This is a genomic window from Pseudomonas sp. NA-150 (assembly GCF_044336365.1).
Classification (GTDB): Bacteria; Pseudomonadota; Gammaproteobacteria; order Pseudomonadales; family Pseudomonadaceae; genus Aquipseudomonas.
In genome coordinates this window covers 1,468,954-1,482,500 of sequence record NZ_CP172305.1, presented here as the reverse complement: position 1 = coordinate 1,482,500, position 13,547 = coordinate 1,468,954, and the positions used below count along the sequence as shown (strand labels likewise).

General features: G+C 51.0%; 15 protein-coding genes and 1 pseudogene (1 of these 16 running past the window's edge). 5 read left to right on the top strand and 11 right to left on the bottom strand.

What is annotated here, in order from left to right:
* The 3 genes from ACF0H7_RS07180 to ACF0H7_RS07170 form a co-directional block, all read left to right on the top strand.
* Window positions 1-792 carry the 3' portion of an SDR family oxidoreductase gene (locus tag ACF0H7_RS07180; RefSeq protein ID WP_397452087.1) on the top strand. The gene continues 66 nt to the left of window position 1, outside the view, so the window shows 792 of its 858 coding nt (coding positions 67-858); the start codon falls outside the window, past its left edge; it ends in the stop codon at window positions 790-792.
* 95 nt (window positions 793-887) lie between these two features.
* Window positions 888-1,319, top strand: a complete 432-nt coding sequence (locus ACF0H7_RS07175) for a hypothetical protein (protein WP_397452086.1) — start codon at window positions 888-890, stop codon at window positions 1,317-1,319.
* Window positions 1,320-1,470: 151 nt separating this feature from the next.
* The gene (locus ACF0H7_RS07170; protein ID WP_397452085.1) at window positions 1,471-2,610 is read left to right on the top strand and encodes a glutathione-independent formaldehyde dehydrogenase; all 1,140 of its coding nucleotides are present in this window, start codon (window positions 1,471-1,473) and stop codon (window positions 2,608-2,610) included.
* A 144-nt stretch (window positions 2,611-2,754) separates the two neighbouring features.
* On the opposite strand, the gene ACF0H7_RS07165 is transcribed toward ACF0H7_RS07170, so the two are convergent.
* The 4 genes from ACF0H7_RS07165 to ACF0H7_RS07150 all read right to left on the bottom strand — a co-directional run bounded on the left by ACF0H7_RS07165 (window position 2,755) and on the right by ACF0H7_RS07150 (window position 5,526).
* On the bottom strand, window positions 2,755-3,141 hold the full coding sequence (locus ACF0H7_RS07165; RefSeq protein WP_397452084.1) for a response regulator: 387 nt from the start codon (window positions 3,139-3,141) through the stop codon (window positions 2,755-2,757).
* Window positions 3,142-3,671: 530 nt separating this feature from the next.
* The gene (locus tag ACF0H7_RS07160) at window positions 3,672-3,854 is read right to left on the bottom strand and encodes a hypothetical protein (RefSeq protein ID WP_397452083.1); all 183 of its coding nucleotides are present in this window, start codon (window positions 3,852-3,854) and stop codon (window positions 3,672-3,674) included.
* A 428-nt stretch (window positions 3,855-4,282) separates the two neighbouring features.
* Complete coding sequence (locus tag ACF0H7_RS07155) at window positions 4,283-4,612, bottom strand: hypothetical protein (RefSeq protein ID WP_397452082.1); 330 nt, start codon at window positions 4,610-4,612, stop codon at window positions 4,283-4,285.
* Between the two features lie 107 nt (window positions 4,613-4,719).
* Entirely contained in the window at window positions 4,720-5,526 is an 807-nt protein-coding gene (locus ACF0H7_RS07150) for a sulfite exporter TauE/SafE family protein (RefSeq protein ID WP_397452081.1), read from the bottom strand.
* A 121-nt stretch (window positions 5,527-5,647) separates the two neighbouring features.
* Between ACF0H7_RS07150 and ACF0H7_RS07145 the strand changes: the two genes are divergently transcribed.
* Window positions 5,648-6,412 (top strand): AraC family transcriptional regulator, encoded by a 765-nt coding sequence (locus ACF0H7_RS07145; RefSeq protein ID WP_397453848.1) that lies wholly within the window; start codon window positions 5,648-5,650, stop codon window positions 6,410-6,412.
* A 46-nt stretch (window positions 6,413-6,458) separates the two neighbouring features.
* Here ACF0H7_RS07145 and tnpC read toward each other — a convergent pair whose 3' ends face one another.
* From tnpC to ACF0H7_RS07110, 7 genes and pseudogenes are all read right to left on the bottom strand, one after another.
* Window positions 6,459-8,006 carry an IS66 family transposase gene (gene tnpC / locus ACF0H7_RS07140; protein WP_397452080.1) on the bottom strand — a complete coding sequence of 516 codons (1,548 nt, stop codon included), beginning with the start codon at window positions 8,004-8,006 and terminating at the stop codon, window positions 6,459-6,461.
* Between the two features lie 81 nt (window positions 8,007-8,087).
* Window positions 8,088-8,423: an IS66 family insertion sequence element accessory protein TnpB gene (gene tnpB, locus ACF0H7_RS07135; protein WP_397452079.1), complete on the bottom strand. Its 336-nt coding sequence runs from the start codon at window positions 8,421-8,423 to the stop codon at window positions 8,088-8,090.
* A complete protein-coding gene (gene tnpA, locus ACF0H7_RS07130) occupies window positions 8,420-8,788 on the bottom strand; it encodes an IS66-like element accessory protein TnpA (RefSeq protein WP_397452078.1) in 369 nt (122 codons plus the stop codon). The genes tnpB and tnpA overlap by 4 nt, the downstream gene beginning before the upstream one ends.
* A gap of 448 nt (window positions 8,789-9,236) precedes the next feature.
* Window positions 9,237-9,713, bottom strand: coding sequence for a CGNR zinc finger domain-containing protein (locus tag ACF0H7_RS07125; protein WP_397452077.1), 477 nt, complete (start codon window positions 9,711-9,713; stop codon window positions 9,237-9,239).
* A 134-nt stretch (window positions 9,714-9,847) separates the two neighbouring features.
* Window positions 9,848-10,090 (bottom strand): annotated as a pseudogene (locus ACF0H7_RS07120) (LysR substrate-binding domain-containing protein); the annotation flags it as partial.
* A gap of 114 nt (window positions 10,091-10,204) precedes the next feature.
* A complete protein-coding gene (locus ACF0H7_RS07115) occupies window positions 10,205-10,972 on the bottom strand; it encodes a sulfite exporter TauE/SafE family protein (protein WP_397452076.1) in 768 nt (255 codons plus the stop codon).
* Between the two features lie 190 nt (window positions 10,973-11,162).
* Complete coding sequence (locus ACF0H7_RS07110) at window positions 11,163-12,146, bottom strand: hypothetical protein (RefSeq protein WP_397452075.1); 984 nt, start codon at window positions 12,144-12,146, stop codon at window positions 11,163-11,165.
* Window positions 12,147-12,294: 148 nt separating this feature from the next.
* On the opposite strand from ACF0H7_RS07110, the gene ACF0H7_RS07105 reads away from it, so the two are divergent.
* Window positions 12,295-13,167, top strand: coding sequence for a LysR family transcriptional regulator (locus tag ACF0H7_RS07105; protein ID WP_397452074.1), 873 nt, complete (start codon window positions 12,295-12,297; stop codon window positions 13,165-13,167).
* Window positions 13,168-13,547 lie beyond the last annotated feature (380 nt).

The following is a 13,547-nucleotide window of genomic DNA, read 5'->3' as shown; positions in this document are numbered from 1 at the left end:
ATGCATCCGCTGCCAGACTGCGGAGAGCGGACGTACAAGGGGTCTGGCCGATTGAAAAACAAGGTCGCGCTGGTTACCGGCGGCGATAGCGGCATCGGCCGCGCGGTGGCTATCGCGTTTGCTCGTGAGGGTGCAGACGTGGCGGTTGCTTATCTCGATGAGCATGAAGATGCGCAAGAGACGGCGTTCTGGATCGAGCAAACCGGGCAGCAATGTTTGCTGCTGCCAGGCGATATCGCGGAGAAAGCCAGGTGCCAGGATATCGTGGATAAAACCGCCGAGCGTTTTGGACGGATCGATGTGCTGGTCAACAATGCGGCTTTTCAGATGACCCACAAATCACTGGAGGACATACCAGACGAGGAATGGGTAAGAACCTTTGATATCAACATCACGGCCATGTTTCGTATCTGTCAGGCCGCGATGAAACACATGCAGTCCGGGGCGTCGATCATCAACACCAGCTCGATCAATTCTGATATGCCCAAGCCTACCTTGCTGGCCTACGCGGCTACCAAAGGCGCCATCGCGAATTTCACCGCAGGTTTGGCCCAGTTGCTGGGGGACCGTGGAATACGGGTCAACAGTGTGGCTCCCGGACCGATCTGGACACCGCTCATTGTCTCGACCATGACTGAGGATGACATTCAAAGCTTCGGTGCGGAGACCCCATTGGGGCGTCCAGGGCAACCGGCAGAGGTGGCTCCAATTTACGTGATGTTGGCTTCAGACGAGGCGAGCTATATCTCTGGGTCGCGTTACGGCGTCACCGGTGGAAAACCTATCCTGTAGCCATTCGGCTTGCCAGCAAAGGCCAGTGCAAAGGTCGCCGAGGTCGCTAAGCGAGTTGCGTTCGAGCCTTCTCTAATAAGTTGGAGCATCTTTTAATGAAAGCGCCTGTCTCTGTTCTCTTATGCGTTGCGCTACTAGCTGTCGGTACCAACATTGAATTTGCCAGCGCTGCTGAAGGCCCACCCTCATCGGCCTTCCCGCCAGCTGTAGCAATGGAAGATGGGAACTTCCTGTTGACGATCTTCCTCCGCCACGATCAGTCCAAACCTCTATCTGAAATCAATCGGGAATTGACCGAGCAGGAATTCTTCAAACGCTTCCCACCAGAGGGAATTGAAGTGGTCTCCTGGTACGTCATGATGGGGATTGGCCAAGTCGTCACGCTCAAAGTCCCTGCCGCAAGATTACGTGAAGTAAACCGCGTGATCGAAGACACCGCCTGGGGTGGGTTCAAGACCGAATTTTACCCCACGTACGACTACACACCCATGGCCAAAACGATGCACAGCGAAGCGTTAGGAAAGTAATTTTGCTCCGTGTTGCTCGGCTAGATACAACTCGGAGAACACCACCGGTCAGACGCTATGTCACAACGATTGAACGTCCTTCACCACCACCGGGACCAATATTTTGTGAGTCATGAATGACTCCCTTCCCGAGCACTAGAAGGAGAGCAAGATGAAAGCGATCATCTATAACGGACCGCGTGACGTCAGCGTACAAAATGTCCCTGATGCAAAAATAGAAAAACCCACCGATGCTTTGATTCGAATTACCACCACCAATATCTGCGGGTCGGATTTGCACATGTACGAAGGCCGCACCTCGTTTGAAAAAGGCCGAGCTTTCGGCCATGAAAATCTAGGTGAAGTCATCGAAATCGGTGCGGGTGTAGACCGGATTAAAGTGGGTGATCGTGTCTGTCTGCCCTTCAACATCGGCTGTGGTTTCTGCGAAAACTGCGAGAAAGGCCTTACCGGCTTTTGCCTGACTGCCAACCCTGGCAATGCTGGAGCCGCTTATGGCTTCGCAGAAATGGGTCCTTACCAAGGTGGTCAGGCTGAGCTACTGCGAGTTCCCTACGCAGACTTCAATTGTCTGGTGCTACCCGAGGACGCCCAAGAGCGTGAGGACGATTATGTCATGCTCTCGGACATCTTCCCGACAGGGTGGCACGCGACAGAATTGGCGGGGCTGAAACCTGGTGAAAGTATTGCCATCTATGGTGCTGGCCCGGTCGGTTTGATGGCTGCCCATTCGGCATTGATCAAAGGCGCATCCCAGGTGTTTGTCGTTGATAATCACCCCGACCGCCTGCAACTGGCGGCAAAAATGGGGGCTACCCCAATTAACTCATCGGAGAAAGAAGCGGTCGACCAGATACTCAACCTTACCCATGGCAAAGGGACAGATCGTGGGTGTGAATGTGTCGGCTATCAATGTTGCGACCGCCACGGGCATGAGGCCAACCACCTGACCATGAATAACCTTGTCGCTTCGACCAAGGCCACCGGCGGGATTGGAGTCGTGGGTGTATTCATACCTGAGGACCCAGGCGCAAAGAACGAGTTAGCGAAGGAAGGCAAAATGGCCTTCGACTTTGGCGCATTCTGGTTCAAAGGTCAGACCATCCGAACCGGTCAGGCGAACGTCAAGGCGTACAATCGCCAGTTGGCTGAACTGATTCATCACGACCGCGCCAAGCCTTCGCAAATTATCTCTCATCGCCTGCCTCTCGCTGAGGGCCCGGAGGCCTACAAGCACTTCGATGCACGAGACGATGGTTGGACCAAAGTTGTGCTCAAGCCTGCCGCTTGAGACCGGCCCCTCGCTTGCATTTTCGGATGCAAGCGATCACCTAGGTGAACAATTCGGAATAAGAGAGAACCGTTGCGAGGTAAATGGCTACTTACGGCGGAAGCATAGGCGGCAGACCCGGGCCATCTACAGATGTCCAAGGCTCTAACGAAGGAGTTCCAACGTCATCCGCTCGAATTGGTCAACTGTCCAAGGCTTCTGAATGTAAGCAGCGCCCGGAGGAAGTGTTGTCAATGGTAGCTCGTATCCGCTGGTAATCAGGAGAGCAACGTTGGGCCACTTCGCCTTGACCATCTCAGCAAACCTGGTTCCCAGCAACCGTCCAGGCAAGACATGATCGACGATCACCAGCGGACAAATTGCGTGGGACTCAAGGACATGTTCTAGGGCGTCATCGGCGGTTTCGAAAGCCACGGCCGTGGCGCCGATGTCTGTCAAAATATCAACGATGAGGGTACGTATGACGGGGTCATCCTCGACCACGACAACATCGCTACGATAGCCGTAAATCTGTCGAAATTTATCATTCATCGGTTTCGTCCAAGCCGAAGCCCAAATCGTGCCAAGAAGCGTCTCGACCAAGAGACTATCCGCGGACCTGCGTACTCGCCGGCTCGAAATCGGGTGGTACATGGCTGCCCCCTTCCATGTACTTCATGGCGCCATACACCACAGCGATCCACAGGAGCGCCAAAGCTACGATTCCCGCGATGAATCCTTTAGAAATCATGATGTTCTCGCCTGCCAGTTATGGGCTTACGACCACTCATTTTAATAGGTTGAAAATCGTTCAAATAAGTACAACTAAAAGTGCTTTTTCCGTCAACTATTTCAGACAGAAAATTTCAGAATCTCGACGAAAGACATCCAAATCATTTCCTCAAATACGCGCCCACTTTTCCTAGGCATCAGCAATGCTGACTTCTGACACGACTCGCAGATGCGGGCGTGAGCGTATTGGCCGTCGACGATTGTTTCTACAACACTCAGATCAAACCCACCAGTTACGGCTATGGAGGTTGCCACCACAGGAAGAACAACGAGTTCATCACATTGAATCATCATTGAAGATTGGGACGGAGACGGCACGGTTCATTCTCCTGAAGCCCTGCAAGCTGGGCGCGGACGTAGGAGATTCTCTCTACCTCATCGAGGTGTTCGTCGGTGAAGCGATACGCGAATTCCTCTGCCAGCAGCACGGCGATGAAGGAGCCCGCGCCGATGATCGCTAACGGCATGTTCAAGCCACGACTGCTGCAATCCGAGCGGGAATTGATCGCTGATGCCCGCTAACGGGCTTACCCAGGGTCGTGCAAGCCCGATAGCAGGCAGGTGAAAAACATAGGCGAGGCAGGCAAAACAAAGCAAAAACGGCCGAAAGAGCGGAGTTTACGAGCTGTAATGTAAGGTTTTCCTGCGCGATGGGAGGATCTGCTCATAGCGTTCGCATCCGTAAACTGTGTGCCGCTGGCGATCAACTGGCACGGGACAGAGGTCTTGGCTTCGATACTAAGTGATCAGCAACAATGATCTATTCAAGCCCACGTTGCCCTTCACTTTACGATTCAGGGGAATCTGCGGCTGAAGAATCAGGATTGCTGGAGTAATAGGATGCTGGGACCAAGGGGCCTATCAATGTCGAGTGAGCACGCACCCGGTGCCCGAACATTGGCTACTGGATGTCTTTCAAGTAGTCTTTGATCACAATGAGCGGGACATCCAGCTGCTCCATCGTTTTAGCACTGCTGAAATCAGCTGACAACCTGTGCAGCTCGCGCCCCAGTGGCTTATCAGTGCCCCCCAGTGCATTCAACGCCAGGCCCAGGCATTCATCGACTTTCAGCTGGATAGCCTCGACATCACCCCTCCGGACCAGCAACTCAAATACGTCCTTCTGGTAGTCGCCCATGATCAGATCGTCACGCAAAATCGGACTTTGACCTTCCGTTTCGTAAGCCAGCTTGAGGGAGAAAAGAGCTACTGTTTCCAGTGACGATTCCATTGTAAGCGTCCGGCGATCTCACCTTACTTATGAATTTTTACGTCCGGCGTAAACGTCCGGCCAAGTCATTTACCTTGTGTCGCAAGCCAGCCTTTTGAAGCCGTTAGCTAATTAATACATAGCGCTAACAAAACAAGTATGAGCAGTGCAACGTAAATGTGTGCATGCAGCTTGTCCGGGATCCTTCCTGCAAGAGGTAGTGCCAAGCGAACGCCGATCAACGAACCGACGGTCAATAAACCAAATGCGGGGAGATAGATATAGCCCAGAAAACCGTTGTTTATTCCCGCCGTTTCGAGTTGCCCGGTAGCTGCGTACATCAGCGATCCTACCAGCGCCACTGGCATGCTCAAAGGGTTCGCCAGTGCCGATGATTGAGCCATGCTCAAACCGGCTCTGCGCATTAGCGGCACGGTCATAACGCTGCCTCCTACGCCCAGCAGAGTAGCAACCGTTCCGATGGTGACACCTTTGATAGGTATCGCACGCACATTCCTTTTGGTGTGAACTGAATTCTGTAAAAAACCCTCGCGAAACAGGCAATCCGCGATGGTCAGCCCTAGGTAAACCATGAACGCTATCCGGATACCATTACTGCTCATTGCACTGGCCAGCACTGCTCCAGCCACCGAACCAAGTGCGATATAGCCTGCCAGCGGCCAGATGTAGCCACGAACAAGTTTTGCAGCCCGATGCTGTTTGAAAGTAGCCATCGATGCGCTGATCACCATGACAGCCGTTGAAGTGGCCACCGCGATTTGCATCGCAGAATCATAAACAGGCTCCCCCGGACTGTGACCGGAAATCAACACGTGATACACCAGCGGCACGACCACAAATCCGCCTCCGAACCCGAACAGCACAGTGGTCACTCCAGTCAAGCAGCCAAAGGCTGCGAGGATCAAAAGGCTCATCCAGTATCTTCCATTGCTCAATGTTTATTGAGCAGGCATCTTAGTAATGCGGCGCTTGGACAACTTTAGTGAACGAGCCAACCGTGTTTTCGTTTCGGCCAAAGCCTCATGGATCATCACGATGCACAATGCTTCCATCGCCATTCTGGATTCGACCCCTCGTAACGTTGTGGCTATCAGCACAGACTATAACCATGGGCATCGCCTACCGATGCACAGCCATCGGCGCTCTCAATTGCTCTATGGATCGAAAGGCGTCATGCAGGTAACGACGAGCCTTGGCACATGGGTGGTGCCACCACAACGCGCGGTTTGGATACCGCCGCAGATACCCCATGAAGTGCTCTTTCTTGGCGTAAGGACTCACAGTTTGTACATCGAGCCCGGCGAATCAACGATCACTCAAGAGCAATGCCAAGTGATCGAGGTGAGCGCATTAATGCGCCATCTGCTTCAGGATGCCGTGAATTTGCCTTTGGAGTACGAAGAGGATGGTCGAGACGGCGTGCTGATCAGTCTTCTGTTGCACGAAATACAACGTGCAAACGAACTCCCTTTGCATATTCCTATGCCCACACATGAGCGGTTGCTGGCAAGCTGTAAAAGCTTTCTGATGACGCCGGATATCAACCTGTCTCCCCTACAACTGGCTGATTCGTTATTCATGAGTGTGCGGACATTCACTCGCCTTTTTCGGGAGCAAACCGGCCTTAGCTTTGGGCAATGGCGTCAACGAGCATGCGTCGTTCTGGCACTTTCACGACTGGCCGACGGTCATAGTGTGACCACCGTTGCCCTAGAAATGGGGTATGAAAGCCCCGCTGCGTTCGCGACCATGTTTCGCCGGGTATTAGGTCAGGCACCTTCGATGTATCTAATCAACTAAGCCGCTTCTCGGCACCAGCTAAGCCCTGTCATCAAGCCTTGCGTAGTTAAGCTGGCAACCATTTATGCGGTAGCAGCTCTGTAATCTCACTCGCTCGCTGCGTCGGCAGACGCGTGAGGATGTCCTTCAAATAGGCGTACGGATCATGGCCGTTGAGCCGCGCCGATTGTATCAAACTCATGATCGCCGCTGCCCTTTTGCCGCTGCGCAGTGATCCTGCAAAGAGCCAGTTTTTGCGACCTAACGCCCACGGCCGTATCTGGTTCTCCGCCCAGTTATTGTCAATGGGTACGGCCCCGTCATCGAGATAGCGCGACAGCGCTGCCCAACGTTTGAGGCTGTAATCCAGAGCTTTACTGATAGCCGAACCATCATGCACAAGGTGGCGCTGGGCGATCATCCAGGCATGCAAGGCGTCCATTACAGGCCCCGCTTTTTCTTGCCGTATTCGGCGGCGTAAATCCGGTTCAAGATCGCGGACTTCGCTCTCGATTTCGTAAAGCAACTGGATGTAGCGCAAGGCCTGTTCGGCGAGCTGGCTCTTGTTGGTGGCGTGCAGTTCGAAGAACTTGCGCCGCGCATGAGCCATGCAGCCGATCTCAGTAACGCCGAGTTCAAAGCTGGCCTTGTAGCCGCCAAAATCGTCGCAGACCAACTTGCCTTTCCAATCTTGCAGGAAGTTACGTGCATGCTCTCCGGCGCGGCTGGGGCTGAAGTCGTAAACGACCGCCGCCAACTCCGAGAACTGGCTGGTGGCGTAGGCCCAGACATATGCTCGATGGGTTTTCTTTGCGCCCGGCGTCAGCATCTGTACCGGCGTTTCATCAGCGTGGATTACGCCATGTTCGAGAACAGCATCACGCAGGGCATCGACCAGCGGCTGCAACTGCACACCACAATTGCCGACCCATTGCGCCAGGGTTGAACGAGCGATGGCCAAACCGGCTCGCCCAAAAATCGACTCTTGGCGATAGAGCGGTAAATGGTCAGCGAACTTCGCGATCATGACGTGGGCCAGAAGCCCTGCGGTTGGGATGCCCTTGTCGATGACCTGCGCCGGAACGGGTGCCTGGATCAGGGTTTCGCAATCATCGCAGACCCACTTGCCACGGATATGGCGCTCGCCGGTGAACACGCCCGGCGTGTAGTCAAGTTTCTCGCTGACATCCTCGCCAATGCGCTTGAGGGCGCAGCCGCACGGGCAGTGACTGTTGTCGGGTTCGTGGTGGATCAGGGTGCGCGGAAACTGCGGCGGCAAGGCAGTACGCTTGGGTTTTTGCCGAGTCTCGGTCGAAACGGGAGCGGGCTGTAGCGCTTCAAGTTCGGCTTCGATGGCTGCGATGTCGGTGTCGATCAGGTCATCAAGCAGGCTGGTCTGATCCGGGCTCAGTTGCTCGCTGCGCTTGGCAAATTTGAAGCGCTTGAGCTGCGCGATCTCGTGGGCCAGTTTCTCGTTGACCGTTTTGTGATGATGGATTTGCTTGCCCATAGTCTCGACTTTCTGATCGAGACTCTCGACACGCTGCATCAACTGCGCCGCCAGAGCGCGCAGTTGTTCAGGGTTTAGTTGGTCAAGATTGGGAAGCGAAGTCATGCCGCCGATTCTGCCAGAGCGTGCTAAAACCGACGATAGGCTGAACGGATAGTTGCACGGCCTGGGTGGTCATGGCAGGTGTTATATGATGGAAATCGCGCCGCTGGGGCCGACTCTTTGCCAAGGTAAACCCAGCACCAGGGCATGCAGTTGTTCAGCACCCAATTCCATCTGTGAGCCGTGCCGAGAATCCGGCCAGAAGAACTTGCCTTGATGCAGGCGGCGCGCCGCCAGCCAGATACCCAGACCGTCGTGCACCAGCACTTTCATGCGATTGGCGCGGCGGTTGGCAAACAAATAAGCACAGTGCGGCTGCGCCGCACCGAACACGGCGACCACACGCGCCAGCGCAGTTTCGGTGCCGGCGCGCATGTCCATGGGCTCAGTGGCGAGCCAGATGGAGTCGATGCGGATCATCGCAACAGGTCTCGAAGAAAGGTGGCGCACGCAGCTGCACTTTCAGTCGGCCAGTTCACTTTGACAGTGCCACGCGGGTGCTGGATTTCAATGCAGATATTTGATGATCCAGCCTGCGAATTTGCTCCGGCTAGCGGCATGGGTAACGGAATAAACGCAGGTTGCAGCTCAGTTTTTTGCTGCGTTTGGACTCGAATCCATTTGTGGACGAGTTTCGCGTTGAGGCTGTGATTCAGCGCGACACTGGCAATCGAGGCGCCGGGCTGGGCGCACTCTTGAATGACCTGGGCTTTGAAGGATTTGGAGTAAGAACGGCGTTGTGGCTGCATGGAAAACCCGCTTAAAAGGCTAGAAATGGTGTCCACTTAAATTAGGTGGACACCATCGCCTTAGGCGGCGGTGTCAGGAAGGTGTGTTGGCCGGACGCATACATTCCATTTGATTAATCCTTGCAAAATGCTCTGCCAGTCAGAATGCGTGAAAGAGGAGGATCAAAAGATCTCAGCCTTCGGCAGCTCCTACAGGGCGGAAGGGAGTACGATGTCGTTTTTGCAGGCGAAAAAAAGCCCTGCCACGCAAAACCTTTCTTGAATTTGGTGCCTAAAGAGACTGGTGTCATCCATAGATTTCGTGGTTTTCAGCCAGATTCTATCCCCAAGGATATAAGCGGGATACGCGCTTCTCGGCGTTACCGGTCTTACTTCAAACGATCATAAGTCCAATAGTTTGTTTCTTGCCGTGGATATGGGGTGCAAGAGTGATGGCGATGTTACCTAGCGGCCGATAGAAGATCGCGCGCCCTTCACTACGAAATCATCGCTCCACTGAACGCCGCTCGGCCCGCCCTTTTTGCTTGAGTACTTTCTCCTTGCTCCCGCATGTCGACATGGAGCACCATCGCCGCTTATGGTTTTTTGAGGTGTCGATAAATAGCCAAGTACATCCCTCACACTGCTTCATTTTTGCAACCAAAGCGCCGCTCAGAAACTCGTTTAAGCCAAGGGCTAGTCGTTGAGCAATTGTTCCCAAGCTCAAACCTGACGGGGTCGTCCCCCATCGCACGATGCCAGTCTCATCAAATCGGAAAGCGGCGCTAGAGATCGCTTTCTGGATCGATAGCTCAATGGTTTTCCAATCCTCTTCAGTAAGCGTTTGGTTTCGAGAAAGGATGGCCAAAGACCTAAAAGCTACTTCGCGCCAGAGCACTAAATCCGCCAGCGTGCTTTCTGATTCGTAGGGCGCTACTTTTGCCTCAGATAACAGTTCATCAAACTCTTCGTCGTTGATCATGTTCGCTGCCAGGGCCCATGTCAAAACCATGGCAAAACTCGTGAGCCGGTTATGACCTTCACACCTGCCGCCAAAATCGACAGAGTGAATCTCGAACAAAACCACACTGTGTTAATCACTCAGGCCACACTCTTCTATCCTTCCAAGCTGGAGAGGTCATTAAATAGATTCGACGCCTCCGGCGAGATCCGTGAGTTTCTTGCTATTCCCACGTAAGGCGTTCGCTCAGCCCAATCATCTTCGAGAGTGATAGCTCTGAGACTTGCCTTGAACACCTACGGACGCACGGAGCAAATCGGCAGGATGCCAATCCCCAGCCCAGCTTCAATCATGCGACAAATGCCGCAAAAGCTGCTGACCTGGATTCTTACTTTTAATAGCTTACAACAGCGCAACTTTGCGAGTGATGACGCAGTGCAAAAAGCTGTAATTGTAATTGAAAATCATACGAATTTTAGCGCGCAGTCACTGATTGATACCTAGGTAACGAGTTATAAGAATATCGATATTCCCATTCTACCTATGAGGAACAAAAGTAAAACTAAAAAAAATTTTCGAATAAAACCACTTCCAAAACGCAAGGCCAAAAAAACACCCGTAAGAGAACCTGCGGTATTGCAGACCGCAACCACACCACCTATCGTCCATAAAACATTGCCGGAAGGAATAAAAAACAACAAAGCTGCGCTAAACGTCCCCAAGTTAACTAGCTTTGCTGAAGCTGATGCGTTAAGGAAGTCGAATCCAAAAAATCTGACAAAAATAAACAGTAGTAAGCTGCCACTACCTGGACCAAATACCCCATCATAGAAACCAATCACTCCCCCAAAAAAAATCCCTAGCAAAATTTCTCTTTTTCCGCAGTGCATGTCAGAACTGAATCGGCCTAGGTCTTTTTTTATAAATGTATAGCTCGCCATAACTATCAAAATTATAAAAACAACATACTCCATAAGACGTCTAGGAATTAGTGAAACAGAGAGGGCGCCAAGGAAGGCGAATATAAATGCTGAAACCATCGTTGGAAGCATGAGCTTCCATATGATTTTTATCCTTTTGAGATAGGTAAATATTGAAGAAAAATTTCCGGCCAACACAGCTAACTTATTAGTTCCAAAAACCGTTGCCAAACTGTATTGGGGAAGAGCGTGTAAGAGTGCCGGAACCTGCACAAGCCCTCCGCCGCCAACCGCTGCATCAATCAGTCCACCGCAGAAAGCGAAAAAACCCAATGCAACTAAACTACTTTCAAAACCCATATAAACCATCCGACGCAGATTTCAGTTTTCGACTGAGCATTGTGATTTCCCTTTGATATGCAATCTGTGATTTTCGTAAGATGTTCATCGAGGCTTCCCTGAGCATGATGATGACTGTCTCATTCCTCCGGGTTGAGGTAGCGACTTTCATTTTGGATCCGGAATTCCCAAGATGAAAGCCGCTAACGCGTTAATTAATCGACGCAAAGGATCCATGTAACGAGTTAAATGCTTTTCCAACCCGGCGGTTGTAATCAAGCATTATTTCTTTCAGTCGATCTATTTGAAATGGCAAGTCAACCGTTCGCCCGTAAGCCTGTGCTGCCGCTAATGCATGCAAGCCATGTTTGTTCTCTACCTCCCCAGCATGGCCAAAAATGTATCCTTTTGCATTGCGTAAACTCTGAGAATTGCTAGCTAACATAGGATTTATGGACAGAAGTTTTTCTTCAATGTATTGAGCGATAAAATTGTATTCCCTTCCATTCCAAAGTTCGGACGCGATGGAGATCATCATGGCATCCATAATAGATTGTTTGTGCTCAAGAGAGTTCATAGGCGACCTATGTTCCGCTACGCCTGTTTCGTAGAGGAAATCTGAAAACTCGTTACATTCCTTAACCTTATATCGAGCCTGTACCCAGTCTTGCGCTTCAAAGGCCGCTGTCAGGTAGCTGTACATGCCATCATGTCCCTTATGCCCTAGTCCAAAATCATCTTTTGCAACTTCATGCATGTGAGCCATAACGTTATGATAGCCAACTTGGTTTTCGGGAGACACAGACAATGCGTCTGCTGACAGACGCATTATGATTTTAGCGGAAACTAAACTGGTAGTTTTATGGGTTTCGTTCCATCCATTGAAAAATTTCAAAACAGCGGTATCAACTTCGGTTTTTTTCAAAAATGCATTGAATGCGTTTTCAGCGCAAGACTGAGCCTCTTGGGTGACTGAATGGCACAGCACCTCTCGCATTGCATTTTTAATTTCACCTATCTGCTCAACGTGTGCGAAACGGGGATCCCTCCGGAGATTTTCGAGGATAGCTCTGCCTGGTATTTTCAAATTTCCTAAATGCTTGGGTAGCGCCTCAATGAAAACTTCACCGAACTCCTGCATCGACTTGTTTTTTTCTAAAATCTCAAAATAACTTTGCAATGATGCTGAGTTCATAATTTCGCCTTTATCCTTGAGGGCTTATCTGGCTTATCCCAATGAATTTTTTGCATAGGGCCAGAGACGCCAACATTAAATACTTGAAAGACCGGCAACAAGTAACTTATAATGATTTCGTCATTCACTATTGGTGAGCAATGAGCAGATGGAACTATCCCAGCTAACTATGTTTAAAGTTGTTGCTGAGCAAGGAAGTATCATTCAAGCATCTAAAGTACTGCACTGCGTTCCGTCAAACATTACGAACAGAATCAAGCTTTTAGAAAAAGAACTTGAAACATCCTTGTTTATTAGGAAAGGCAGAGGGCTGGTAATTAGCCCTTCCGGTTTGATATTTTTAAACTACACAAACAAAATTTTGTCTTTGTGTCATGAGGCTCGTAGAGCTATCGACCCTGAGTCCGAACCCTCTGGAATACTGAAGATTGGTGCAATAGAGTCTTCTGCCACAGGAAGGTTACCTAATCTTTTATCTAGGTACCATCAGAATTATCCCTCTGTAAAAATGGAGTTCAGTACCGGGATCTGGTCGCAGCTGTTAAGTGACGTTGTCGCGCACAAACTAGATGGTGCAATTATTGCGGTCAAAGATGAGTGCCCAGATATTGAGCGCATGGAAATATATAAAGAGGAGCTTATGCTAATTGCTTCGTCAGTCATGGGCAAGATAAGCACTCCGCAAGACTTGATCGGAAAGAATATATTTATGTGGCCAGAAGGGTGCCCTTATAGGAAATCCCTTGAAGTTTGGTTAAACGAACATCGAATACCCACCCCTATAACTAGCATAGCAAGTTATGGCACCATTCTTGGGTGCGTTAGTTCTGGAGCAGGTGTATCCTTAGTGCCCAGAGGAGTATTTGAGCAGTTCAGAAGAATCGGCAGTATTAGTGGATATTCATTTAGTGGTTTAACGCCGATACAGAATTATTTTATCTGGAACAAACATACCGGGTTTCATCGTGCAAAAGATAAATTTTCAGAACTTTTAAAAGATGAGTTTAAAGATGGTTTATAGGGGAAAACCATGTTTTTAAAGCTTGGCTCCGATACCATTTACATAGAATGTGGCGATCTTCTATCTTCCAATACCCATTCCCGCTCCCCAGACTTCCTCGTGTCATTTCTATCTGAGGCTCTGCACTGAAATGAGGTTGTGATTTGGTCACGGTAGGGACGGCAGTTCCTGCTACCCCACACAGATTCGTACGTGCGGAACTACTGCATAGGGTCCTGCCTCGGGCAGGTGACGCGAGGCGATCCTCAGGGTAAGAACGTGGACATCTGGGTAGGCATATAGAGGTTGGCAAGACGCCCGTGGCGTGACGGCTGGAGTCGGTTATTTGAGCCACCGCCAGAACCGTGGTATCACCGTCCAGTGAAAGGCGTCAAGTATCC

Bases quoted from the DNA above. Each gene is read 5' to 3' on its own strand.
- ACF0H7_RS07175 (WP_397452086.1), top strand. From the start codon at position 888: ATGAAAGCGCCTGTCTCTGTTCTCTTATGCGTTGCGCTACTAGCTGTC.
- ACF0H7_RS07170 (WP_397452085.1), top strand. From the start codon at position 1,471: ATGAAAGCGATCATCTATAACGGACCGCGTGACGTCAGCGTACAAAAT.
- ACF0H7_RS07165 (WP_397452084.1), bottom strand. From the start codon at position 3,141: ATGAATGATAAATTTCGACAGATTTACGGCTATCGTAGCGATGTTGTC.
- ACF0H7_RS07155 (WP_397452082.1), bottom strand. From the start codon at position 4,612: ATGGAATCGTCACTGGAAACAGTAGCTCTTTTCTCCCTCAAGCTGGCT.
- ACF0H7_RS07150 (WP_397452081.1), bottom strand. From the start codon at position 5,526: ATGAGCCTTTTGATCCTCGCAGCCTTTGGCTGCTTGACTGGAGTGACC.
- ACF0H7_RS07145 (WP_397453848.1), top strand. From the start codon at position 5,648: ATGCACAATGCTTCCATCGCCATTCTGGATTCGACCCCTCGTAACGTT.
- tnpC (WP_397452080.1), bottom strand. From the start codon at position 8,006: ATGACTTCGCTTCCCAATCTTGACCAACTAAACCCTGAACAACTGCGC.
- tnpB (WP_397452079.1), bottom strand. From the start codon at position 8,423: ATGATCCGCATCGACTCCATCTGGCTCGCCACTGAGCCCATGGACATG.
- ACF0H7_RS07125 (WP_397452077.1), bottom strand. From the start codon at position 9,713: ATGATCAACGACGAAGAGTTTGATGAACTGTTATCTGAGGCAAAAGTA.
- ACF0H7_RS07115 (WP_397452076.1), bottom strand. From the start codon at position 10,972: ATGGGTTTTGAAAGTAGTTTAGTTGCATTGGGTTTTTTCGCTTTCTGC.
- ACF0H7_RS07110 (WP_397452075.1), bottom strand. From the start codon at position 12,146: ATGAACTCAGCATCATTGCAAAGTTATTTTGAGATTTTAGAAAAAAAC.
- ACF0H7_RS07105 (WP_397452074.1), top strand. From the start codon at position 12,295: ATGGAACTATCCCAGCTAACTATGTTTAAAGTTGTTGCTGAGCAAGGA.